At 58.2% G+C, this 22,484-nt stretch carries 22 protein-coding genes; 9 read left to right on the plus strand and 13 right to left on the minus strand.

Annotated features, from left to right (window positions below):
- From CU100_RS27110 to chvE, 5 genes are all read right to left on the minus strand, one after another.
- A partial coding sequence (locus CU100_RS27110) for a hypothetical protein (RefSeq protein WP_210204111.1) occupies positions 1-180 on the minus strand: 180 nt, incomplete at its 3' end.
- A gap of 98 nt (positions 181-278) precedes the next feature.
- Positions 279-1,304 (minus strand): histone deacetylase family protein, encoded by a 1,026-nt coding sequence (locus CU100_RS21635; protein WP_106718963.1) that lies wholly within the window; start codon positions 1,302-1,304, stop codon positions 279-281.
- 275 nt (positions 1,305-1,579) lie between these two features.
- Positions 1,580-2,779: a multiple monosaccharide ABC transporter permease gene (gene mmsB / locus CU100_RS21640; RefSeq protein ID WP_106718715.1), complete on the minus strand. Its 1,200-nt coding sequence runs from the start codon at positions 2,777-2,779 to the stop codon at positions 1,580-1,582.
- The gene (gene mmsA, locus CU100_RS21645) at positions 2,776-4,305 is read right to left on the minus strand and encodes a multiple monosaccharide ABC transporter ATP-binding protein (protein WP_106718716.1); all 1,530 of its coding nucleotides are present in this window, start codon (positions 4,303-4,305) and stop codon (positions 2,776-2,778) included. Before mmsA ends, mmsB begins: the two co-directional genes overlap by 4 nt.
- A 162-nt stretch (positions 4,306-4,467) precedes the next feature.
- Complete coding sequence (gene chvE, locus CU100_RS21650) at positions 4,468-5,499, minus strand: multiple monosaccharide ABC transporter substrate-binding protein (protein WP_183635567.1); 1,032 nt, start codon at positions 5,497-5,499, stop codon at positions 4,468-4,470.
- A gap of 320 nt (positions 5,500-5,819) precedes the next feature.
- Between chvE and araD1 the strand changes: the two genes are divergently transcribed.
- Positions 5,820-6,812, plus strand: a complete 993-nt coding sequence (gene araD1 / locus CU100_RS21655) for an AraD1 family protein (protein WP_106718718.1) — start codon at positions 5,820-5,822, stop codon at positions 6,810-6,812.
- Here the strand turns inward: araD1 and CU100_RS21660 are convergent.
- Entirely contained in the window at positions 6,809-7,573 is a 765-nt protein-coding gene (locus tag CU100_RS21660; protein ID WP_245419184.1) for a FadR/GntR family transcriptional regulator, read from the minus strand. The genes araD1 and CU100_RS21660 overlap by 4 nt on opposite strands.
- Positions 7,574-7,782: 209 nt before the next feature.
- On the opposite strand from CU100_RS21660, the gene CU100_RS21665 reads away from it, so the two are divergent.
- The 8 genes from CU100_RS21665 (at position 7,783) to CU100_RS21700 (ending at position 15,826) form a co-directional block, all read left to right on the plus strand.
- Positions 7,783-8,691, plus strand: coding sequence for a LysR family transcriptional regulator (locus tag CU100_RS21665; protein WP_106718720.1), 909 nt, complete (start codon positions 7,783-7,785; stop codon positions 8,689-8,691).
- Between the two features lie 120 nt (positions 8,692-8,811).
- The gene (locus CU100_RS21670) at positions 8,812-9,972 is read left to right on the plus strand and encodes an ABC transporter substrate-binding protein (protein WP_106718721.1); all 1,161 of its coding nucleotides are present in this window, start codon (positions 8,812-8,814) and stop codon (positions 9,970-9,972) included.
- Positions 9,973-10,197: 225 nt separating this feature from the next.
- Positions 10,198-11,199, plus strand: a complete 1,002-nt coding sequence (locus CU100_RS21675; protein ID WP_106718722.1) for an ABC transporter ATP-binding protein — start codon at positions 10,198-10,200, stop codon at positions 11,197-11,199.
- Complete coding sequence (locus CU100_RS21680) at positions 11,196-12,149, plus strand: ABC transporter permease (protein ID WP_106718723.1); 954 nt, start codon at positions 11,196-11,198, stop codon at positions 12,147-12,149. Before CU100_RS21675 ends, CU100_RS21680 begins: the two co-directional genes overlap by 4 nt.
- Positions 12,139-12,954 carry an ABC transporter permease gene (locus CU100_RS21685; RefSeq protein ID WP_106718724.1) on the plus strand — a complete coding sequence of 272 codons (816 nt, stop codon included), beginning with the start codon at positions 12,139-12,141 and terminating at the stop codon, positions 12,952-12,954. The genes CU100_RS21680 and CU100_RS21685 overlap by 11 nt, the downstream gene beginning before the upstream one ends.
- Before the next feature lie 17 nt (positions 12,955-12,971).
- Complete coding sequence (locus tag CU100_RS21690; protein ID WP_106718725.1) at positions 12,972-14,399, plus strand: gamma-aminobutyraldehyde dehydrogenase; 1,428 nt, start codon at positions 12,972-12,974, stop codon at positions 14,397-14,399.
- Positions 14,400-14,462: 63 nt separating this feature from the next.
- Positions 14,463-15,068, plus strand: a complete 606-nt coding sequence (locus CU100_RS21695) for a sulfite oxidase-like oxidoreductase (RefSeq protein WP_106718726.1) — start codon at positions 14,463-14,465, stop codon at positions 15,066-15,068.
- Positions 15,069-15,070: 2 nt separating this feature from the next.
- A complete protein-coding gene (locus CU100_RS21700; RefSeq protein WP_106718727.1) occupies positions 15,071-15,826 on the plus strand; it encodes a ferredoxin reductase in 756 nt (251 codons plus the stop codon).
- Between the two features lie 20 nt (positions 15,827-15,846).
- Here the strand turns inward: CU100_RS21700 and CU100_RS21705 are convergent, their stop codons facing one another.
- From CU100_RS21705 to CU100_RS21735, 7 genes are all read right to left on the minus strand, one after another.
- On the minus strand, positions 15,847-16,665 hold the full coding sequence (locus CU100_RS21705) for a carbohydrate ABC transporter permease (RefSeq protein ID WP_106718728.1): 819 nt from the start codon (positions 16,663-16,665) through the stop codon (positions 15,847-15,849).
- An 11-nt stretch (positions 16,666-16,676) separates the two neighbouring features.
- Entirely contained in the window at positions 16,677-17,582 is a 906-nt protein-coding gene (locus tag CU100_RS21710; RefSeq protein ID WP_245419205.1) for a carbohydrate ABC transporter permease, read from the minus strand.
- Positions 17,583-17,612: 30 nt separating this feature from the next.
- The gene (locus tag CU100_RS21715) at positions 17,613-18,941 is read right to left on the minus strand and encodes an ABC transporter substrate-binding protein (protein WP_106718730.1); all 1,329 of its coding nucleotides are present in this window, start codon (positions 18,939-18,941) and stop codon (positions 17,613-17,615) included.
- A 43-nt stretch (positions 18,942-18,984) separates the two neighbouring features.
- On the minus strand, positions 18,985-19,644 hold the full coding sequence (locus CU100_RS21720) for a GntR family transcriptional regulator (RefSeq protein ID WP_106718731.1): 660 nt from the start codon (positions 19,642-19,644) through the stop codon (positions 18,985-18,987).
- A gap of 38 nt (positions 19,645-19,682) precedes the next feature.
- Positions 19,683-20,570 carry a dihydrodipicolinate synthase family protein gene (locus CU100_RS21725; protein WP_280951626.1) on the minus strand — a complete coding sequence of 296 codons (888 nt, stop codon included), beginning with the start codon at positions 20,568-20,570 and terminating at the stop codon, positions 19,683-19,685.
- A gap of 89 nt (positions 20,571-20,659) precedes the next feature.
- Positions 20,660-21,595 carry a sugar kinase gene (locus CU100_RS21730; protein WP_106718732.1) on the minus strand — a complete coding sequence of 312 codons (936 nt, stop codon included), beginning with the start codon at positions 21,593-21,595 and terminating at the stop codon, positions 20,660-20,662.
- 285 nt (positions 21,596-21,880) lie between these two features.
- The gene (locus tag CU100_RS21735) at positions 21,881-22,477 is read right to left on the minus strand and encodes a deaminase (protein WP_106718733.1); all 597 of its coding nucleotides are present in this window, start codon (positions 22,475-22,477) and stop codon (positions 21,881-21,883) included.
- Positions 22,478-22,484: the final 7 nt, after the last annotated feature.

The raw sequence follows: 22,484 nt of genomic DNA on the forward strand, positions 1-22,484 counted from the left end.
TAATCTTGTCACAAGAACCGATCGATCAACCAGAAAGCAAAGCAAACCAGCAACCAAACCATAGGGCGCATTCGGCAACCGCCAGCGGCGCCCCGCCCTCGTTGTGTCGGTATATAGACCCCACCCCACAAAACTGTCAACACACCATTTCACAAAAACCAGAACTTTTTCGAAAATCATAACCCAGTCTGGGGATAAACCTTTCGATCAAGCCGCCGTACCGTTCATTTCCGGGTTGATTTGACCCCAATTGCCTTCCGGCGGCAAAAAAACAAAAATCAGACCCTGCCGGAGAAACCACCAAGGAAAGACGTCAGGTTGTCACCGAGCGCATCGCAGAGGTAGCCTCCTTCCTGCACGATCACCGTCGGCAGGCGCAATCCTGCGATCGCTTCCGCGATACGCGCAAAGCCCGGCGTGGAAACCGCCAGCCCGGCGAATGGATCGCCCGCGAAAGCGTCGAGCCCCAGCGCCACGACCAGCGCATCCGGTGCGAAGGCCTCTATGCGGCCGAGTGCGGCAGCCAGCGCCTCCAGGAACACGGCGTCGCCGGATTTGCATTCGAGCGGAAGGTTATGATTGTAGCCGAGGCCGGCCCCCTCGCCCCGCTCATCAGCATAACCCCAGAAGAATGGGTAGAATCCCGCCGGATCGGCGTGAATGGAGACGGTCAGCACATCGGAGCGGGCATAAAAGATGCCCTGTGTGCCATTGCCGTGATGCAGATCGACATCGAGAATCGCGACGCGGGCGGCACTCCTGCGCAACGCCTGCGCAGCTATCGCGGAATTGTTGAGGAAGCAGAAACCTCCAGCGACAGCGGCAAAGGCGTGATGACCCGGCGGGCGGCAGAGTGCATAGGCCGTGGCTTCTCCCGACATCACCGCTTCCGCCGCTTCGACGGCACTCCAAGCGCTCCAGCAGGCGCTTTCCCATGTTTCGGCTGAGATCGGGCATGACGTATCGGCCATGTGGTAGCCTGCCTGTCCCACCGCCGAAGCCGGATAGCTGCCGGAGCGATTGAACGGGTGGATGTTGGGGATCACCTCTTCGGAAGCGCCGGGGATCTGCTGCCAGCGCCGGTGAATGTGCTGCAGGAATTCGAGATATTCAGGCGTGTGAACCGCCGCGATCGGGCCAAGCCCATGATTGGCGGGGCGATGAATGGAACTGCCTGCTGCCCGGGCTCCGGCGAGCAGCCGCTCGATCCGCTCAGGCCTTTCCGGATTGGCGCGCGGTGCGCCACTCGACAGAAAACCCTTCGGGTTGTGGTGCTTCTGCTCGTCCGCATAAAATGTCTTCATGATCACTCCCGTTCCGGCCACCTTCGCGCGACGCATTCATGCATTACGCCATTCGGGAGTCAAAACCGAAACGCCGTCGGCGGTCGGATTATCTTGTCGCTCCTTTTCTTCGAAAAAGTGGTGCGTGGTTCGACAAGCTCACCATGAGGAACTTGGGTGTTACAGGGCAAGGGGCGCCAACATTTGCTATCGTGGACTTAAGCCCACGACGCCCCTCATGGTGAGCCTGTCGAACCACGCACCACCTTGATGTATCAGACTTCACGAAACGGGCTTCAGGCCTTGTTCTTGTTATAGACGTCGAAGATCACCGCCGCGAGAAGAACGAGGCCCTTGATCACCTGCTGCCAGTCGATATTGACGCCCATGATCGACATGCCATTGTTCATCACGCCCATGATGAAGGCGCCGATGACGGCACCCATGACCTGGCCGACACCGCCCATGGCAGATGCGCCGCCAATGAACACCGCGGCAATCACGTCGAGCTCGAACCCGAGGCCGGCCTTGGGTGTCGCAGTGTTGAGACGCGCTGCAAAGATCAGGCCGGCGAGCGCTGCGAGAACACCCATGTTGACAAAGGTCAGGAAGGTCAGCCGCTCGGTCTTGATACCGGAGAGTTTTGCCGCCTTTTCGTTGCCGCCCATGGCATAGATGCGGCGTCCGACGGTCATGCGCTTGGTCACGAAGACAAACAGGGCGATCAGCAGCGACATGACGACCAGCACGTTCGGCAGTCCCTTATAGGACGACAGTAGATAAGTCAGGAACAGGATGATGCCACCAATGATCAGGTTCTTGGAGACGAAAAGGACAAAAGGCTCACCCTCATAACCATGTTTCTCGCGCTTGGCACGGCCGCGGACGCTGAAATAGATCATCAAGGCGACGAGCAGAATGCCCACGAGCATCGAGGTGATGTTGAATCCGGGATTGGCAAAAACATCAGGAATGAAGCCGGAGCTCAAGAGCTGGAACTGCGGCGGAAACGGACCCACCGACTGTCCACCCAGAAGCCACAGCGCGAGACCGCGGAAGACGAGCATGCCTGCCAGCGTCACGATGAAGGACGGAATTTTATGATAGGCGATCCAGTACCCCTGCGCCGCTCCGATCGCGCCGCCCATGACCAGGCAGATGATCGCCGCAGGAATATAGTGAATTTGCCATCGGACCATCATCACGGCGGCGAGCCCGCCGATAAATCCCGAAACCGAGCCTACGGACAGATCGATATGTCCGGCCACGATCACCAGCAACATGCCGAGCGCCATGATGATGATGTAGCTGTTTTGCAGGACGAGGTTGGTCAGGTTGACAGGCCTGAACAGAACGCCGCTCGTCGTATACTGGAAGAAGATCATGATGAGGATCAGCGCCAGTACCAGGCCGTATTCCCGGTAATTGCCCTTCAACGCCGAACCGTCCGTCTTGAGGTCCTTCTTCCCTTGGGTTGCTGCGGTTTCGATCGTCATGATGCTTTCCCTTCGGCACGGATAATGGCGCGCATGATTTTTTCCTGGCTGGCTTCGCTGGCCGGCATTTCGCCGACAAGCCTGCCCTGGTTCATCACGTAGATCCGGTCGCAGACGCCGAGCAGCTCTGGCATTTCCGACGAGATCATCAGCACGCTTTTACCTTCGCTTACCAGTTGGTTGATGATGGTATAAATCTCATATTTCGCACCGACATCGATGCCGCGCGTGGGCTCATCGAGGATCAGCAGATCCGGATTGGCAAACAGCCATTTCGACAGAACGACCTTTTGCTGATTGCCTCCGGAAAGATTCCCGGTCTTTTGATAGATGCTCGAGGAGCGGATATTGGTCTTGCGGCGATATTCGTTCGCCACCTTCAGTTCGGCCATGTCGTCCAGCACGCCGCTATTGGAAACGCCGTCGAGATTGGCGATGGTGGTATTGTGCTTGATGTGGTCGATCAGGTTGAGCCCATAGGTCTTGCGGTCTTCGGTCACGTAGGCGATTCCGTTATCGATCGCCTTGTTGATGGTGGAGACATCGACCGGCTTGCCCTTGATGAAAACCTCACCGCTGATATGCCGCCCATAGGCCTTGCCGAAGACACTCATGGCGAATTCGGTACGGCCGGCGCCCATCAATCCGGCAATGCCGACAACCTCGCCCCTGCGCACGTTGAGGTTTATGCCATTGATGACGACGCGGTCACTGTGGATGTGGTGATGGACCACCCAGTCCTTCACCTCGAACACCACTTCGCCGATATTCGGTTCCCGCTGCGGAAAACGGTCGGCGAGCTGGCGTCCTACCATCGACGTGACGATCCGGTCTTCGGAAATATCCTGCTTGTCGAGCGTCTCGATGGTCGCTCCGTCGCGCAGGACCGTGATACGGTCCGCTACCTTGCCGACTTCGTTGAGCTTGTGCGAGATCAGGATGGAGGAAATACCCTGCGCCTTGAATTCCAGTAGAAGCGCCAGCAATGCATCGCTGTCTTTCTCGTTGAGACTGGCCGTCGGCTCGTCGAGGATCAGCAGTTCGACGTCCTTCGACAGCGCCTTGGCGATCTCTACCAGCTGCTGTTTGCCGACGCCAAGATTGGTGATCAATGTCAGCGGGTCTTCCTTCAGGCCGACTTTGGCCAGAAGTTCCCGCGTGCGGTTCTCTGCGACATGCCAGTCGATGATACCGAACTTCGCCGGTTCATTGCCAAGGAAGATGTTCTCGGCGATCGACAGGAGCGGCACGAGCGCCAGTTCCTGGTGAATGATGATGATGCCCTGCTTTTCACTGTCGCTGATGTCGCGAAAGTGCTGCTCCTGGCCATTGTAGAAAATCTCGCCCTCATAGCTGCCATGCGGATAGACGCCGCTGAGCACCTTCATCAAGGTCGATTTGCCCGCGCCATTCTCGCCTACCAGAGCGTGAATCTCGCCTTTACGGACGTTCAGGTTGACATTGTTGAGCGCTTTCACCCCAGGAAATATCTTGGTGATGTTGCGCATTTCGAGGATGGTTTCCATCGATATCCTCACCGGCGCTTCTGCAGCAAAATGACCTGCCGTGGCGCCGTTCCTTCTGCAATTTATATTTGGCTCTGCGTACTTGCGCCACCGAAATCATCGGAGAGCCGACATGGAAACGAACCCTGCGTCTTCACGCAGGGTTCGTCATCGATCAAAGACCTACTTGAGCTGGTCTTCCGTGTAGTAACCGCCGCCAACCAGAACTTCCTTCCAGTTGGTCTTGTCAACTTCGACCGGCTTCAACAGGTAGGCCGGAACGACCTTGACGCCATTGTTGTAGGTCTTGGTGTCGTTGACTTCCGGCTCTTCGCCTTTCAGGACCTTGTCGATGACGTCGGCCGTGACCTTGGCAAGTTCACGCGTGTCCTTGTAGATCGTGGAATACTGCTCGCCGGCGATGATCGACTTCACCGATGGCACTTCCGCATCCTGGCCGGATACGAACGGGAATGGCTGGTCGGGCGTTCCGTAGCCTACGCCGCGCAGCGACGACAGGATACCGATCGACAGGCCGTCATAGGGTGAAAGCACTGCATTGACCTTCTTGTCGGTGTAGTAGGCAGACAGGAGGTTATCCATGCGCGCCTGCGCCACGGCGCCATCCCAACGCAGCGTACCGACCTTGTCCATGCCCATCTGGCCGGACTGGACGACGAGCTTGCCGCTGTCGATCAGAGGCTGCAGGACCGACATGGCGCCATTATAGAAGAAGAAGGCGTTGTTATCGTCAGGCGAACCACCGAAAAGCTCGATGTTGAACGGGCCCTTCGCATCCGGCAGGCCGAGCGCCTTGACGAGCGAGCTTGCCTGCAGAACGCCGACCTGGAAATTGTCGAAGGTCGTATAGTAGTCGACATTCGGCGTATCGCGGATGAGGCGGTCGTAGGAAATAACCTTGATGCCGGCATCATGTGCCTGCTGCAGTACGTTTGAAAGTGTCGTGCCGTCGATCGCCGCGATCACGAGGACCTTGACGCCCTTGGTGACCATGTTTTCGATCTGCGCCAGCTGGTTCGGAATGTCGTCTTCAGCATATTGCAGGTCCGTGGTGTAGCCGCGTTCTTTCAGCGCCTTTACCATGTTGTCGCCATCGGCAATCCAGCGTGCCGAGGATTTGGTCGGCATCGCGATACCGACAGAGCCCTTGTCCTGGGCGTAGCCTTGCGAACCCATCGCACCAAGTGCGATCATTCCCGCGGCAAACAGATTGAGTATTTTCACGTGTATCCTCCCGGTTTCAAAATCATGCCCATCGCTTTTCGAGGGGTCCCGGCCGACATCTTCGGCGCGTGACCAGTCCTCCCAGAGCAGGGTCTTTCCAACATCTATCGCAAAAGTATTACTTTTGGAATAGCGCTTTCGCGGTGTTTTGAAAAAGCCGTCGAACCATATAATACTATTATAATATTTTTTGATAAGAGCCGCTGGACGACACGGAAAGCCCGGCTTATAAGCCTAACCCACCATGCTTATAAGCGTGACACACCATATCTTGATCCCGGGAGGAAGCCTTGAATCTGGTCCAGTTGACGAATGCCAATGGCAAGCGGCAGGTTGCTGCACGTGTCGGAGAAGAGTTTCGTCATGTCAAGCGCACGCGTTCCGTGCTGGAGCTTGCGCATGCGGCTATCGATGCGAAATCGAGCATATCCGACATTGTGGATAACCGCGGATTGGGCAAGAAGATCGAGGTGGCGGCCGCCTATGCGGAAGGGCGTCTGCTTCCCCCCATCGATACCCATGATCCCGCGCATATCCATCTGACAGGGACAGGCCTCACCCATCTCGGGTCGGCGGCAACGCGCGACGCGATGCACCGCAAGGCTGGCGACGTCCAGGAGGAAACCCTGACGGATTCCATGAAGATGTTCCGCATGGGATTGGAGAACGGCAAGCCGAAGAAGGGCGAGACCGGCGTACAGCCCGAGTGGTTCTACAAGGGAAACGGTTCTGCGCTGACAGGCCCGGGCCAGCCGCTTCTCTCGCCCGCCTTTGCAGATGATGCAGGCGAAGAGCCCGAAATTGCCGGCATTTATGTAATCGGCCCGGATGGTTCGCCGTTTCGCATCGGCTTCGCGCTTGCCAATGAATTCTCGGACCACGTCATGGAGCGCGTGAACTATCTCTACCTCGCGCATTCCAAGCTGCGGCCGTGCTCGGTCGGCCCGGAACTCATCCTCGGGGATCTGCCTTCCGACGTCCAGGGAATGTCGCGCATCTTGCGCAAAAACAAGACGATATGGGAAAAGCCTTTCCTGTCAGGTGAAGACAACATGTCTCACACCATTGCCAATCTCGAGCATCACCATCTCAAATATTCGGTCTTCCGCCAGCCGGGTGACATTCACGTGCACATGTTCGGCACGGCGACACTGTCTTTCGCCGATGGCATCAGGGTCGAGAACGGTGACGTTTTCGAGATCGAAGCGCCCACATTCGGCTTGCCCTTGCGCAACCCTCTGAAGATCGAGAAGCCCGTCAAGGTGAAAGTGACTACGCTTTAGACATTGAAGGCCTTGGCAGCGGTTTGCCCCGCTGTCAGCACCCTTTCTGCACCTTCCTCGATGACCACACGCATCGCCTGCTTGGCTGCATCCACGTCACCGGCCTTGATCGCTTCGGCGATGGCCGCGTGGCGTGCAACCGAGCGCACGTGGCTTTCCGAATTGGGTATTGGCGAACTGATGGTGAAGGTCGTCACCAGGGCGACTTCGATCAGCGCGCTGATCGAACGCATGAACGGATTGCCGGAAGCTTCGGCTATTCCGATATGGAATTGCAGGTCGTTATATACGAAGTCGGCTGCCGATTCGCGCGCGTTCCCCATCTTTTCCACCCAGTGGAAGAGGTCGTCGAGCTGAGCTTGCGAGCGCCGCAAAGCCGCAAGGCCCGCGGCCTCCGGCTCAAGCGCCAGACGCATCTCGACGATGCTCGACAGAAAATGTGCGCTTGCTCCGGCTTCGAAATGCCAGACCAGAATATCGGGATCGAACAGGTTCCAGTGCGCCCGTTCGAGGACCCGCGTGCCGATCTTGGCCTTGGGCTGAATCAGGCCCTTGGCGGCCAGCGTCTTCAAGGCTTCGCGCAGGACAGTGCGGGAGACGCCGAAACGTTCGAGCAATTCCGCATCGCCCGGCAGTATGGTGTTTTCGGCATAGGCACCGCTGATAATCTTCAGCCCGAGATCGCGCATGACGTGGCCATGGTGCGTTCGCGCCTGTCCGGCCGTGCGGAAATCATAGTTGATGAGCTGGTTGCCTGCCAAATGCTTGCCTGCTAATTGCTTGCGTTGATAGGGGAATAGACCAGAAAAAGCCGCTGCTGATTGTGCAAACGGCACGGCCTCCCAGCGTGCTCCCCCACTTCTCCTTCCTATTTATAATATTATAATATCATTAACAATCGGCAATATCGCAGAGCCACGTTTTCGTTGTCAGGCTTGCCAATTCCGGGCCGCCTCTATTAAGTCAATTCATGGCATTCACCATCCGGCAATTGCAGTATTTTGTCGCCGTGGCGGAGCAAGGCTCCATAACCCGCGCAGCGCAGAACCTGTCCATTTCGCAGTCGTCGATCACCGAGGCGGTCAAGGAACTTGAAAATGACCTTGGGGTCGAACTTTTCGACCGGCACCCGCGCGGCCTCGATATCACCCATAATGGCCATCAATTCCTGCGCCATGCTACCAAAATCCTGGCCGATGTCTCCGATGCGCGCCGCTCGTTTTCCGAGGAGTTACCAAAGAAGGTCGGCAAGCTGCATCTTGGCGTGACATCCCTTGTCGCCGGCTACGTCCTTTCCGACCTTCTCGCCCGTTTCCGCCGCGCCTCGCCGGGCGTCGAGGTCAGCGCCATCGAAGACAATGGCTCTTATCTCGAACATCTTCTCGTGGGCGGCGAACTCGATGTGGCGGTGATGGTCATTTCCAATTTGCGCGATCGCATGGCTCTGCAGGCCGAGATCATTGAAACCTCGCCTTACAGGCTATGGCTTCCGCTCGGTCATCCCTTGGTCAGTGCGGACATCATCTCCATCAATGATATCGCCAAAGAGCCGTTGATCATGCTGACCGTCGATGAAATCGAGGAGAACACGGGCAAGCTTTTGACCGCTCTGGGGGCGCGTCCGCACGTCGCCTTCCGCACGCGGTCGGTCGAGGCGGTGCGCAGTCTCGTTGCCACCGGCGCCGGGATCGCACTACTGCCCGACCTTGTCTATCGTCCATGGTCGCTCGAAGGTGACAGGATCGAGAGCCGCGATGTATCCGGAGCCCTGCCCGTGGTGCAGGTCGGCATGGTTTGGCGCAAAGGATCGAGTTTACCCCAAGCCGCCCGGGATTTCGTTGGGATTGCAGAAGCGCTCCGCAGCGGCCGCACAAGGTGACATATCGGAATTTCCGATAGCGCCCTTCTGATAAATGAATTTGCGAATGCGGAGAAATCGAGGCACTTTTCTCGCCGGGAACATATGCCCTGGAAATCAGGGCTCAACGGGAGAATTGATATGAAGCAGTTTTTGAAATCCTGCACTGCACTTACGCTTTCCCTCGCCTTCACCACACAGGTCCTCGCCCAGGAAGCGCTTAAAGAAATCGGCAAGGGCGAAGGCGAGGTCTCCATCGTTGCCTGGCCCGGCTATATCGAACGCGGCGACACGGACAAGGCTTATGATTGGGTCACAGGTTTCGAAAAGGAGACCGGCTGCAAAGTCAGCGTGAAAACTGCTGCGACGTCCGATGAGATGGTCGCGCTGATGAACGAAGGGGATTTCGATCTTGTCACCGCATCCGGCGATGCCTCGCTGCGTCTCGTAGCGGGCAAGCGGATCCAGCCGGTCAACACAGACCTCATCAAGAGCTGGAAGACCCTCGACGAACGCATGCAAAATGCACCGTGGCACACAGTCAAGGACGTTCACTATGGCGTCCCCTATGTCTGGGGCCCGAACGTCCTCATGTACAATACCGAAGTCTTCAAGGACAAGGCACCCACGAGCTGGAAAGTCGTTTTCGAAGAGATGACACTGCCCGATGGCAAGTCCAACAAGGGTCGCATCCAGGCCTATGACGGTCCGATCCATATCGCCGATGCTGCCAACTATCTTATGGCCCACAAGCCGGATCTCGGCATCAAAAGCCCCTATGAGTTGAACGAGGACCAGTACAAGGCGGCGCTCGATATACTTCGCGTGCAGCGTACCCTCGTCGGGCGCTACTGGCACGATGCCATGATCCAGATCGACGACTTCAAGAATGAGGGCGTGGTCGCCTCGGGTTCATGGCCGTTCCAGGTCAATCTGCTGAAGGCCGAGAAGAAGCCCATCGCCTCCGTCGTCCCCGAAGAAGGAGCGACGGGCTGGGCTGACACAACCATGCTGCACGTCGACAGCAAGCATCCAAACTGCGCCTATATGTGGATGGAGCATTCGCTATCCCCGAAGGTTCAGGGCGACGTATCCGCATGGTTCGGCGCAAACCCTTCGGTAGGAGCTGCCTGCAAGGGTAACGAGCTTCTGACGGACGAGGGTTGTGGCACCAATGGCTACAATGACTTCGACAAGATCAAGTTCTGGAGGACACCGGTCTCCAAGTGCGAAACCCAGGGTGAATGCGTGCCCTATCATCGGTGGGTCTCCGACTATATCGGCGTCATCGGCGGGCGCTGATTGGCTGCAACAGCAGATGCCGATTATCTCTCCCCTTGTGGGAGAGAAAGGATTTTCCTGGATTTAGCCTCTTCGCTAAATCCTTGGAAAATCCAAGTGAGGGGACTTTATCTAATCCGCGATTATCCCCTCTCTGGCGATTTTTATCACTTGGCAAGAGCTAAGATGCTGAAAACGCTTTCTCCCCACGAGGGGGAGATAACCAGAGCAACCCCGGAGCAAGCCATGACCGCTGCTGTGCTGTTCGAAAACGTATCGCGCCATTTCGGTGCCGTGCGCGCCGTGGACGCTGTCGACCTTGCTGTCGCCGAGGGTGAGTTCTTTGCCATGCTTGGGCCCTCCGGCTCGGGCAAGACCACCTGCCTGCGATTGATGGCGGGGTTCGAACAGCCCACAGGCGGTCACATCGAGATATTCGGCATAACGGCGGAAGGCGTGCCGCCATACAGGCGCAGCGTCAACACGGTTTTCCAGGACTACGCGTTGTTCCCGCACTTGAACATTCTCGACAATGTTGCCTATGGCCTCATGGTCAAGGGTGTTGCCAGGGAGGACCGCCGCCGGGCGGCGGAAGACGCGCTCGCCATGGTCAAGCTGCAGGGATATGGACCACGCCGTCCGGGCCAGCTTTCCGGTGGCCAGCGTCAGCGCGTGGCGCTGGCTCGCGCGTTGGTCAACAAGCCAAAGGTGCTGCTTCTGGACGAGCCGCTTGGCGCGCTGGATCTGAAGCTGCGCGAACAAATGCAGGAGGAACTCAAATCCCTGCAGAAATCCCTCGGCATCACCTTTGTTTTCGTCACCCATGACCAGGGCGAAGCCCTGTCGATGGCCGACCGCATTGCCGTGTTCAACGATGGCAGAATTCAGCAGCTCGGCACGCCGGAGGAGGTCTACAAGCAGCCGCGAACCCGTTTCGTCGCAGATTTCGTCGGCTCGTCGAACATCCTGCCGCCGGAGTTCGTTGCCCGCCTCGGTGCGGCACCGCAATTTGCCAGCTTGCGGCCAGAGGCGATCGCACTTGGCCATGGCGACAGCGGCAAGCTCGTCCTTGACGGCACCGTCCTTTCGCGCAGTTTCCTTGGTGCGGCCAACCGCGTGCTCGTGAGCGTCGATGGTACCAGGATCAACGTCATGAGCCCGGCGGTCGCGCCGGTCCCCGCCGAGGGCGATCCGGTCAAACTCAGCTTCGACCGCGCAGACCTTCATCTGATGGAAACGGCGTCATGAGCGCCATTGCTCATCATCACGCCGGCGATGCGAGCCGTGGCAGCGTGGCCGGCCGGATCTCGGATTTCTTGTGGAGACACCCGCATGTGTTGCTCGCTATCCTGCTCGGGCCGCCGCTGCTGTGGCTCGGTATCGTCTATCTGGGCTCGCTTTTCGCCCTGCTGCTGCAAAGCTTCTTTTCGATCGACGATTATTCCGGATTGATCAACTACGAGTTCACGCTCGCGACCTACCGTCAATTGCTGAACGACGCCAATTTCGACATCATCGTCCGAACGGTCGTGATGGCAGCATCCGTCACCTTGTTCTCTGCGGTCATTGCTTTCCCGATCGCCTATTATGCCGCCCGTTATGCCAGGGGAAAATGGAAGGCGATCTTCTACCTTGGCGTCATGCTGCCGCTCTGGTCCAGCTATCTCGTCAAGATTTACGCCTGGAAACTCATCCTTGCCAAGGAAGGCATCCTCACCTGGATCGTGACCAAGCTGAACCTTCTGTGGCTGCTTGACGCCTGGCTGTCCATTCCCGTCATCGGCGGCAATTCCCTCTCGGTGAGCTATACCGGCACCTTCATCGTCTTCGTCTATGTGTGGATGCCGTTCATGATCCTGCCGATCCAGGCAGCACTGGAGCGCGTCCCGACCAATCTCATCGAGGCCTCATCCGATCTTGGCGGCACGCCGCAGCAGACCTTTCGCCATGTGCTGTTTCCGCTTGCCCTGCCAGGCATCGTGGCTGGGTCGATCTTCACATTCTCGCTGACGCTCGGCGATTACATCATTCCGCAGATCATCGGCTCATCGCGACTGTTCATCGGCCAGGCCGTCTACGCCCAGCAGGGGACGGCGGGCAATATTCCGCTTGCCGCCGCCTTTACCGTGGTGCCGATTGTCATCATGGGCCTGTACTTGTGGATGGCGCGCAGGATGGGAGCCTTCGATGCGCTCTGATAAAACCGTCTCCGCCCCCCTAGGACTCAAGATCGCTGCCGCCGGCGGGCTGCTTTTCCTGCATCTGCCGCTGCTTTTGATCTTCCTTTACGCCTTCACCACCGAGGAAAAGAGCTATCAGTTCCCGCCGCCCGGCCTCACTCTTAAATGGTTCGCCGTGACATGGGAACGCCCTGACGTCTGGCAAGCGTTATGGCTCTCGGTGCGCGTCGCGTCTATCTCGACCATCATCGCCCTCGTGCTGGGCACGCTCTGCGCCGCCGCCGTCAGCCAGACGCGTTTTTTCGGACGCGAGACGATATCGCTGCTGGTCATCCTGCCGATCGCCCTGCCCGGCATCATCACCGGCATTGCCCTGCGCTCGGCATTCAGCCTCGCGGATATCCCGTTCTCGTTCTGGACCATCGTCCTCGGCCACGCGACCTTCTGCATCGTCGTCGTCTACAACAATGCGGTGGCGCGTTTCCGCCGGGTATCCGGCTCTCTGATGGAAGCCTCGATGGATCTCGGAGCCAACGGCTTCCAAACGTTCCGGTACATCATCCTGCCGAATATCGGCACGGCGCTTCTGGCTGGCGGGATGCTCGCTTTCGCGCTGTCCTTCGACGAAGTCATCGTGACGACCTTCACCGGGGGACAGCAATCCACGCTGCCCATATGGATGTTGCAGGAACTGATCAGGCCCCGCCAGCGCCCGGTGACGAACGTCGTCGCCATGGTCGTGGTGATCGTCACCTTCCTGCCGATCCTCGGCGCATACTACCTCACTCGTGATGGCGATCAGATCGCCGGTTCAGGCAAATAGATCAGGGAGAACATGCCATGGATACGAAACTGCTGATCGGTTCAAAATTCGAAGCCGGGACGGAAGCGGAGGAGCACGTGCTCAACCCGAGGACCGGCGCAAGGATCATCGACCTCGCCGAGGCCTCGCATGGCCAGATCGATGCCGCGGTCGATGCGGCGGAGAGCGCATTCTCGACGTGGTCGCGTACGACGCCGGCCGAACGTTCCGGATATCTGCTCAAGATCGCCGATGCCATCGAAAAGCATTCGGATGATTTCGCCGCGCTCGAAGCGCTCAATTGCGGCAAGCCTATCAATGCGGTGCGCAACGACGAGATGCCCGCCATCATCGATTGCTGGCGCTTCTTTGCCGGAGCCGTCCGCAATCTCACCTCACCTGTCGCAGGCGAATACCTGCCGGGCCATACCTCGATGATCCGCCGTGACGCCATAGGCGTGGTCGGTTCGATCGCGCCATGGAACTATCCGTTGATGATGATGGCGTGGAAGCTCGCTCCTGCCATCGCCGGGGGCAACACAGTCGTGTTCAAACCGTCCGAACAGACCCCGCTGACGGCACTGAAAATGGCGCGCCTGCTCGCGGATATTCTTCCGGAGGGGGTGGTCAATGTTATCCTCGGGCGTGGCGAAACCGTCGGCAATGCCCTGATCAACCACCCTAAAATCGCCATGGTTTCGATCACCGGCGATATCGCCACCGGCAAGAAAGTGCTGCAGGCGGCGGCCAAGACCGTGAAGCGCACGCATCTCGAACTTGGCGGCAAGGCGCCCGTAATCATTTACAACGACGCCGATCTCGAGGCGGTAGTCAGCGGAATCCGCACGTTCGGCTATTACAATGCCGGTCAGGATTGCACTGCTGCCTGCCGAATCTACGCGCAGGACGGCATTTACGAAAAGCTGGTCGCGGACCTCACCGCCGCAGTCTCGACCATCCGCTACAACGATGCCGACGATACGGTCAACGAGATCGGCCCCCTCATCTCCGGCCGGCAGCGCGACCGCGTTGCAAGCTTCGTCGAGCGCGCCACGGAGCAGAAACATATCGAAATCACCACCGGCGGTGGCGCAGGCAGCAAGGACGGTTTCTTCTTCCAGCCGACAGTGGTTGCCGGGGCCACGCAGGAGGACGAGATCGTCCGCCGCGAAGTCTTCGGTCCCGTCGTCTCGGTGACGCGTTTCAAAGATGACGATCAGGCTGTCACCTGGGCCAATGACAGCGATTATGGCCTCGCCTCATCGGTGTGGACGCAGGATATCTCCAAGGCGATGAAAGCCGCCTCGCGTCTGCAATATGGCTGCACCTGGATCAACACGCATTTCATGCTGACCAATGAAATGCCGCATGGCGGCGTCAAGCAATCGGGTTACGGCAAGGACATGTCGGTCTATGCACTTGAGGACTATACCGCGGTGAGACACATCATGATCAATCATGGTTGACCTGCCCGGACCTTGGCCAATGCAGCCCTTTGTGGTTGTATAAGTCATCAGGAGTTCACAATCATGACGACACGCGGCTTCACTGGCCGGCGCCCATCGCCGGAAACAACTGATCGCATCCCGCCGGGCCAGTCTCTCACCGAGGACTTTCCAGTCCTGTCGGCGGGACCCACCCCGAGGGTCCGTACCGAGGATTGGTCCTTTACACTGAAGGAAGGACCGAAACCGCTCATCAAGTGGAACTGGGACGAGTTCAACAAGCTTCCGCAGACGAAGTTTACCCGCGATATCCATTGCGTCACTGCCTGGTCCAAGCTGGACACGGCCTGGCAAGGTGTGCTGATCGACGATATCTTCGCCGAGGCAGGTCTTGAGCCGCCGACAGAATTCATGCTGGCCCATTCCTTCGATGGTTATGCGACCAATGTTCCGGTCCGGGACCTCACCGGCGGCAAGGCGATGATCGCCACGTTCTACAGTGGCAAGCCGCTTGAAGCGGAGCATGGCGGCCCGGCCCGCCTGCTCGTGCCGCACCTCTATTTCTGGAAATCCGCCAAGTGGATAAACGGGCTGCAGTTCACCACGCGTGACGAACCGGGCTTCTGGGAGTTGCGCGGCTATCACATCTATGGCGATCCGTGGCGCGAACAACGCTACACCGGCGATTGAGCATGCAGGATCCGGCTCTTGCCAAGGCCGAATGGCAGCCCGCAACCATTACCGAAATCGTCAGGCGAACGCCACGCGTTACGAGCTTCTTCCTTCAGCCATCGAAGCCCCTGGCTTATCGTCCCGGGCAGCACGTCGATCTACGCTTGAGCGCCCCTGACGGGTACCAGACGCAGCGCAGCTATTCGATCGCCTCGACACCCGAACAGGGCGAGATCATCGAACTTGCCATCGAACGGCTGGATGATGGAGAGGTGTCGAGCTTCTTCCACGATATTGCAATCATCGGCGATGAGATTGAACTGCGCGGCCCTATCGGCGGCCATTTCATCTGGACCGTCGAGGATGGCGCGCCGATCCTGCTCATTGGCGGCGGCTCGGGTGTGGCCCCGCTCATTTCAATGGTCCGTCACCGCGCGGCGCAACAATCACTGGCGCCCATCTTGTTGCTTTATTCGGCCCGTACCGCGGAAGAGCTGATTTTTCACGACGAGTTGCTGGCGTTCAAACAGTCCGGAAACGGTTTCGATCTCGCCCTGACGTTGACGCGGGAACCAAACTCGCAAGCAAGCGAGTATACGAGACGCATAGACCCGCCCATGATTGCGGATATGCTCGAACGGTTGCCCTCGCCGCCGAAAGAAGTGTTCGTTTGCGGCTCGAACGCCTTTGTCACCGCCGCGGCCGATGCGCTGATTGCAGCGAATATTCCCGCCGGAATCATCCGCACCGAACGCTACGGCAACGCCTCGGCCTAGAGCCTTGCAAGGCCCTGGGCCTACTTCACTGCACCCGCCGTGAGACCGGCAATGATCTGGCGTTGGGCGAAAACCGTGAGCAACAGCACCGGCAGCGTTACCACGAACGCGGCCGCCGCAAGGGGCCCCCAGCTGACCTGTTCGAAGGACAGCATGTTATAGACCGCGACCGGCAGCGTTCGTGTTTCCCGGCTGGCCAGAACGATACCGAAAACGAAATTATTCCAGGAAAAGATCACCGCAAGGATGAGTGCCACGACGACGCCGGGTTTGGCGATGGGCAACGCGACAAGCCGGAAAACCTGCCAGGAGGTCGCGCCGTCGATCATGGCGGCTTCTTCGAGTTCGATGGGCGTCGTTTCGAAATAACCGATCATGATCCAGATCACGATAGGCACAGTGACGACGAGGTGGATGATGATCTGTGGCCATAGGGTACCGAGCAGACCTAGTGTCTGGAACAGCAGGAACAGCGGGATCAGATATGAAAGTCCCGGCGTCATCCGGGCGATCATGATGACGATCGCCGAGTTGTCGGCTTTGAGGCGGGCAATGCCATAGCCCGCGGGTACGCCGACGAGAAGAGCGAGAATAGTCGCGGTTCCCGTCACCAGGAGACTGTTCCAGAAATAATGCAGGAAGTCGTTGGTGGCGAATATGTCGGTATAGTTCGACCAGGCGAACTGCTCCGGAATGAAGATCGGCGGATAGGCGCCATTGTCGATCTCATATTTGAGCGAGAGGGACAGCATCCAGAGAAAGAAGAAGATCGCCGGCGACACGATGATGAAAACGATGAAAGTGGTGCCGGACCATTTCAGCAATTTGCGAAGCAGCATTTCCGCGTCCCTCAACTGTTCCACTTTGTCCGCTGGCGCAAATGCAGCAGCGCCAGCGACATGGTGATGATGACGATGAAGAAGACGACGGCGATGGCCGAACCATATCCAATATCGTAATAGGCGAACGCCACATTGTAGAGATAGATATTGATCGTTTCGGAAGCCGTTCCCGGCCCGCCCTGCGTCATGGCGAAGATGATGTCGAAGCTTTTCAAGGCATCGATGGAACGGATGATCACAGCCACCATCATGAACGGCAGGATCATCGGAAAGGTAATGTAGCGAAACTTTTGCCAGCCATTGGCGCCATCGATCTCGGCGCTTTCGAAAGGATCGCGTGGCATGGCAGCAAGACCGCCGAGAACGATGAGCATCACCAGCGGTGTCCACTGCCAGGTTTCAACCAGCACCAGGGATGGTATCACCGTGTTCTGGTTGAATATCCACTCCTGTGGCCCGATGCCTACCAGAGACAGCAGATAATTCAGGACCCCGAGCTGCGGATGATACATCATGGTCCAGACGAGCGCGACCGCGACAGGTGTCGCCATCATCGGCATCACGAAAATACCGCGCAACAGCCCGCGCATCGGCAGTTTGGTGTCGAAGACCAACGCGGCTATCGTGCCGAGAAACAGCGGGGCTACCACGGAGAGTAACGTGTAGACCAGCGTATGGCCCATCGATTGCCAGAAGCGGGCATCACTCGCGAGCCGTAAAAAATTGGCGAAGCCGACGAAGCTCTTCTCCCCGCCAAGATGCCATTCATTCACGCTCATCCACAGCGTGAATACCCATGGAAAGACTATCACCGCCACGACGATGACCAGCGCGGGAACAACGAACGGCCAGTAACTCGGCGTAAAGCGGCCGTCGCCGGCCGTCACTTCGGTTTCCGTATTGTCACTGGTCATGGTCGGTGCGGTGATAGTCATTGTCAGTGCTTACGCTTCGCTTCGTTCAAGGATCGGACGGAATTCCTCCGTCGCACGCTTCATCTCCGCTGCCGGATCGGCGCCGCCAATGACGTTGGTCAAGGCCACGCCCATCACGTCGCGGAACTCCGTAACCGGAACGATGACCGGCAGGCAGAGCTGGCTAACCTTGGCCGATTCCGACAGCACACTTGCCCACTCGGCGGGCATGGTCACACCTTTCAGGATTTCCGGGTCGTTGAGCACCGAATTGCGGAACGGCACACCCGAGCCGGATTGCAGCAGACGCGCGCCCATTTCCTTCGATATCGCCCATTGGCAGTAAAGATAGGCCGCTTCCTTCTTCGACGAACCCTCCGTGACGCCGATACCGTCGCCGAATGTCGGGGCGGCCTGAGCTCCGGGGCCCTTCGGCATGACCCCGTATCCCACTTTTCCGACGACGCGCGATTTCTTCGGGTCCTCCAATGGCGGCGCGAAGCCGATACCATCCATCCACATGCCGACCTTGCCCTGCAGGAAGCTCGATTGGCACTCGGCCCAGTTGAACCCCGTCACGCCGGGCGGCGCGGACTTCGTCATCAGGCGCTGGTAGAGCTTGGCGGCTTCGATCGACTCGGGACTATCCGTTTCGAGTTTTCCGTCCTTTACGGTGCTCTTGCCATAGCCGAGCATGAAGCTTGCCCATACGGGTGTATTGGCGTTCTTCATCCCACGGGCGACGAAACCATAGGTGCCGGCGTCCTTGTCGGTCAGCTTTTCTGCAGCTGCGACGAGTTCTTCGAACGTCTTCGGAAATTCCACACCTTTCGCGGCAAAGAGTTCCTTGTTCCAGTAGATGATCCAGTAATCCACCGAGAAGGGAAGCCCGCCGAAGCGGCCGTTCTTGTCCTTGGCGAAATCCAATCCGGCCTGAGCGAAGTCGCTTTCCGTCAGGGAAGCCTCGGTAAGGCTCGGGTCCTTCATGAACGGCGTCAGGTCGGCAAGCCATCCGGCCTTTTCGAACTGGCGCTTCTGCACATGGTAGCTGATGTGAATGACGTCGAAGCTGGGCTTGCCGGATGTCAGCTCGATGACCGCCTTCTGGCGCTGTTGCTGCTCGGGGGTCTGTTCGGCGTTAACCTTGATACCCGTCAGGTCCTCGAATTCCTTTTGGTATTTCTGCAGGATGTCGCCGCGCGGGCTCTTGATCAGATTGACCTCGATGGTCGTGCCCGCATGTTTTTTCCAGTCGACAGCGGCAAATGCCGGCCTCAATCCGGTGATGCTTGCGGCGCCAAGCGCCGCTGACCCGGCCAGGAACTGGCGACGCGTCGATGTGATGAATTTGATGCTCATTATTTCCTCCTCTGGTGACTCCCACGGCAACTCCCATTGCCGGCTAAAGCTTCAGTGCCAAATTCCTTGCATTGTTGATGTGAACGGCTATCGCATCCATTGCGGTCTGTGGATCACGGGTTTCGATTGCGGTCAGAATAGCGAGATGTTCACGCATGACCGGAACCACGCGGCCTGTGATGCGAAAGCGCTCCTGATTGATCAGGCGCATCTTTATCGCATTGATGCGGTAGGCCCTGGCGATGATGCCGTTGCCAAGCGAATCGATGATGGTTTCATGCAGATTCCAGTCAATTGTCTGCGCGCGCAGTTCAAGCTCGGGTGTTTCCCTGCTTTGCAGTGCCTCCTCGAGCGTGTCCTCATGCTCCTTGCGCAGTCGCGCCAGAAGCTCGTCGGTCGCGGAAAGACAGAAAAGACCGACGGCTTCTTTTTCCATGAACAGTCGAAACTGGAAGGCTTCGCGGATCAGGTTGAGATCGATATGCGCGATCTGGATACCACGCTGCGGGATAGTCTTCACCAGTCCCTCGGCTTCGAGGCGAGGCACGAGTTCGCGGATGGCTCCCAGCGGCATGCCGGTCATCGCGACAAGCTGGCGCTGCGACACAAATTGTCCGGGATTGATATCGCGAGCCAGAAGATGCTCGGTGAAGCTCACGTAAGCCTTCTCTCGCAATCTTACCGGCTCGTTGCCATCGTCCATGTCCGTCCTCCCGGGTCGCGTCGTAATTCCCGCTGTCGTTACGCTGCGGCGGCTACAAACAGGCGGTCGAAGATGCCTGCCAGTCGCCTGCAATCGGCATCCGAAAGAGCCTGCAATGGTGCGCGCGCCCGGCGCCAGCCGTCATCACCGGCCTGATAGGCCACCAGGGCTTTCACGGCCGGCGTGACCGGAAATTTCAAGAGCTCGTTGACCGCCTCGATCATTGCGGGATCATCGCGCCCCTCGTTGACCATCGGCAACAACCGGTCCGCATAGAGATTTGCCATGCCGGAAATAGCCCCCTGCCCGCCGAGACGAACGCCAGCGGCGAGCGAGCGCTCGTCTCCGATCAAAATCGCAAGATCCTTGTGTCTCTCCAGGAGCTTCTCGGTGAAAGGCCAGTTTCCCGACGAGTCCTTTACACCCGCCACAACGTGCGGGAAAGTTTCGCGCAGACGGGTAACAAGATCGACCGAGATTTCGACGGCGGTAACGGAGGGAATATTGTAGAGGAAAATATCCCGTGCCTGCGGACCGGTCTGCTCGAATACCGACGAGAACCAGACGAAAAGCCCATCATCGCTGACATTCTTGAAATAAGACGGAGGAGCGAGCAATACACCGCGGCAGCCCGCTTCGAGCGCATGGCGTGACTGCACAGCCGCATCGATATAGGAGTTGGCCATCACGCCGACCACGATCTGCTTCGGCTCGATCCCCGCGTCCAGGAACGCCTGAATCACTATTCCACGCTCTTCATCGCCTATGGAAGAGCCTTCGCCTGTCGTGCCAAAGAGCGTCACGCTATTGCAGCCACTGTCCAGGCAATGCCGCGCATGCTCGACCGCCTTGGGCACATCGATGCGCATCTCGGCATTGAACCGCGTGGTCAGCGCGGCGGATAGGCCAAATCGATCCCAGGACACTTCGTTTCTCCCATGTCAGGTATGGCTGAGAACCTACTGACATGTTAGTCAAAGGTCAATGACCCCGCACTGAGTTTTAATGCCTGCTTTCAGTTTTCTGGATTTCCGGAAAGAAGCGCTTCGACTTCGAATTTCGCCGGAGCGCCGATCCGGCCGCCAAAGCGGGTACACTTGATGGCGGCTGCGGCGCTGGCAAAGCGCATTATCTGATAGATCGGATAACCACGAGCGAGCCCAAAGGCGAATGCTCCGTGGAAGACATCGCCCGCGGCAAGCGTATCGACGACGTCTACGCGGAAAGCCGGCATGTGCCGCACCTCGCCTTCCAGATCATCGTACCAGAACGAGCCCTTTTCGCCGGCGGTGACCGCGATGAACGCGCCATCCCGCCCATATAGTGCCGCAAGCGCAACGGCGGCGCGTTCCGGGTCGCTCTCGCCTGTCACCTTCTCGGCTGCAGGCTCGGAGGCGACGATGTGTGAGGCAAGCGGCATCAGTTTCTCCAGCGTCTCCAGCGAGGCGGTATCGGCGTCGAGCACACCATCGACGCCCGCTTCCCGTGCCGCCGTCAGCGCCTGAGCGGCGGCAAGCGGCCAGCGCACATCGGTCATCACCACATCATAGGTTCCGGCAGCGATCGCGGGCATTGTCTCAGGCGCGGACAGGAGCTTCGGGTCGTAATAGGGCACGATCATCCGCTCGCCTGCCGCATCCACGAAAATGCTCGAAAAAGCCGAACGCGCTCCTTCGATGCGCCGGACGCTGGAACAGTCCACGCCCTCGGCCGTCAAGTCTTCCAAGACACGCTGCCCGATATGATCTTCTCCAACCGAAGCCCACAGCGAAACATTGCCGCCAAGGCGGGCGATGCTTGTCGCGGCGCTCGACGCCATGCCGGCCGCAATTTCGATTGCCTCGAGCGGGATGAATTTGCCCGGCCCCGACGGCAACCGGTCGAGCCGAAAAATCGTGTCCATGGTCAACGCTCCGACACAGAGTATCCGCGGTTGTGTATTGCTCGCCATGGTTGGGACTTTCGCCAGAACTGGACACGGGATTTGTGGGGAGCGTCTTATCTTCTCACGCGGTTTCCTGGCAACCGCCCCGGCCAACAATTCTTGAACGGAGTTTCGATGGGTTTACCCGAGGGCGAATTGTCTTCTGCATGGCAAGAGCCAACTGTTGCAGAGAAAATACCGACTTTTGCGCGAGATTCGTCCAAAACGGCGCGGCTTTCTCAACTTGGCGTTTTAATTTTGGTGTAGTGACGCGAAATGGCGGCACGGTCCCTGACGCATCGATCGATGAACTCAGTTGAGCGGGATCGAGTTCTCGCCTTTTCCCGACTGGTAGCGCTCCGACAATTCGGCGTATTTCCGGCTGATTGCCGCAGCGCGAGACCGTACCCGGTCGTGATCGGGTTGAGGAAGCTCGCCGATCATCTTTTGAATTGAATAGCTCTTCCAGAAAGCATTCTCGGCATTATAGCCGCCCGGCTCCAGCGAAAAAACTTCCCTGAGGATTTTCAGATCGTGCGGGATCGCAAATGCATCACGTGAATCTTCATGGCTGAAGAAGTAATAAAAATTGTCAAAGCCGGCCCATGTGATCGCTGAAAGGCACATCGAGCAGGGTTCGTGCGTCGAGAGAAATATAAGGTCCCGCGGATCTGGGCGAATGGCGCTATCTACTTCGTAAAACCGCTTCAACGCATGAACTTCACCATGCCATAGCGGGTTTTCAATCTCGTTGTTTGTTTCTGCAAGCACAACCGAAAGATCCGATTTGCGGAGCAAAGCCGCGCCGAAGATCTTGTTGCCCGCCGCCACACCCTCTTGTGTCATCGGGATTATCCTGTGCTCGATCGCATGCAGTAGCTTGTCGAGGATTTCTGTCTTCGATGCCATTCTCTCT

The organism is Phyllobacterium endophyticum, assembly GCF_003010935.1.
GTDB lineage: Bacteria > Pseudomonadota > Alphaproteobacteria > Rhizobiales > Rhizobiaceae > Phyllobacterium > Phyllobacterium endophyticum.

Bases quoted from the DNA above. Each gene is read 5' to 3' on its own strand.
- chvE (WP_183635567.1), bottom strand. From the start codon at position 5,499: ATGATCGCACTTGGTGCGATGGGTTCGCAAGGCTACGCCCAGGACAAG.
- mmsB (WP_106718715.1), bottom strand. From the start codon at position 2,779: ATGACGATCGAAACCGCAGCAACCCAAGGGAAGAAGGACCTCAAGACG.
- mmsA (WP_106718716.1), bottom strand. From the start codon at position 4,305: ATGGAAACCATCCTCGAAATGCGCAACATCACCAAGATATTTCCTGGG.
- CU100_RS21685 (WP_106718724.1), top strand. From the start codon at position 12,139: ATGCGCTCTGATAAAACCGTCTCCGCCCCCCTAGGACTCAAGATCGCT.
- CU100_RS21720 (WP_106718731.1), bottom strand. From the start codon at position 19,644: ATGGACGATGGCAACGAGCCGGTAAGATTGCGAGAGAAGGCTTACGTG.
- CU100_RS21735 (WP_106718733.1), bottom strand. From the start codon at position 22,477: ATGGCATCGAAGACAGAAATCCTCGACAAGCTACTGCATGCGATCGAG.
- CU100_RS21635 (WP_106718963.1), bottom strand. From the start codon at position 1,304: ATGAAGACATTTTATGCGGACGAGCAGAAGCACCACAACCCGAAGGGT.
- CU100_RS21680 (WP_106718723.1), top strand. From the start codon at position 11,196: ATGAGCGCCATTGCTCATCATCACGCCGGCGATGCGAGCCGTGGCAGC.
- CU100_RS21705 (WP_106718728.1), bottom strand. From the start codon at position 16,665: ATGCTGCTTCGCAAATTGCTGAAATGGTCCGGCACCACTTTCATCGTT.
- CU100_RS21695 (WP_106718726.1), top strand. From the start codon at position 14,463: ATGACGACACGCGGCTTCACTGGCCGGCGCCCATCGCCGGAAACAACT.
- CU100_RS21665 (WP_106718720.1), top strand. From the start codon at position 7,783: ATGGCATTCACCATCCGGCAATTGCAGTATTTTGTCGCCGTGGCGGAG.
- CU100_RS21690 (WP_106718725.1), top strand. From the start codon at position 12,972: ATGGATACGAAACTGCTGATCGGTTCAAAATTCGAAGCCGGGACGGAA.
- CU100_RS21675 (WP_106718722.1), top strand. From the start codon at position 10,198: ATGACCGCTGCTGTGCTGTTCGAAAACGTATCGCGCCATTTCGGTGCC.
- CU100_RS21715 (WP_106718730.1), bottom strand. From the start codon at position 18,941: ATGAGCATCAAATTCATCACATCGACGCGTCGCCAGTTCCTGGCCGGG.
- CU100_RS21710 (WP_245419205.1), bottom strand. From the start codon at position 17,582: ATGACCAGTGACAATACGGAAACCGAAGTGACGGCCGGCGACGGCCGC.
- CU100_RS21730 (WP_106718732.1), bottom strand. From the start codon at position 21,595: ATGGCGAGCAATACACAACCGCGGATACTCTGTGTCGGAGCGTTGACC.
- CU100_RS21670 (WP_106718721.1), top strand. From the start codon at position 8,812: ATGAAGCAGTTTTTGAAATCCTGCACTGCACTTACGCTTTCCCTCGCC.
- CU100_RS21700 (WP_106718727.1), top strand. From the start codon at position 15,071: ATGCAGGATCCGGCTCTTGCCAAGGCCGAATGGCAGCCCGCAACCATT.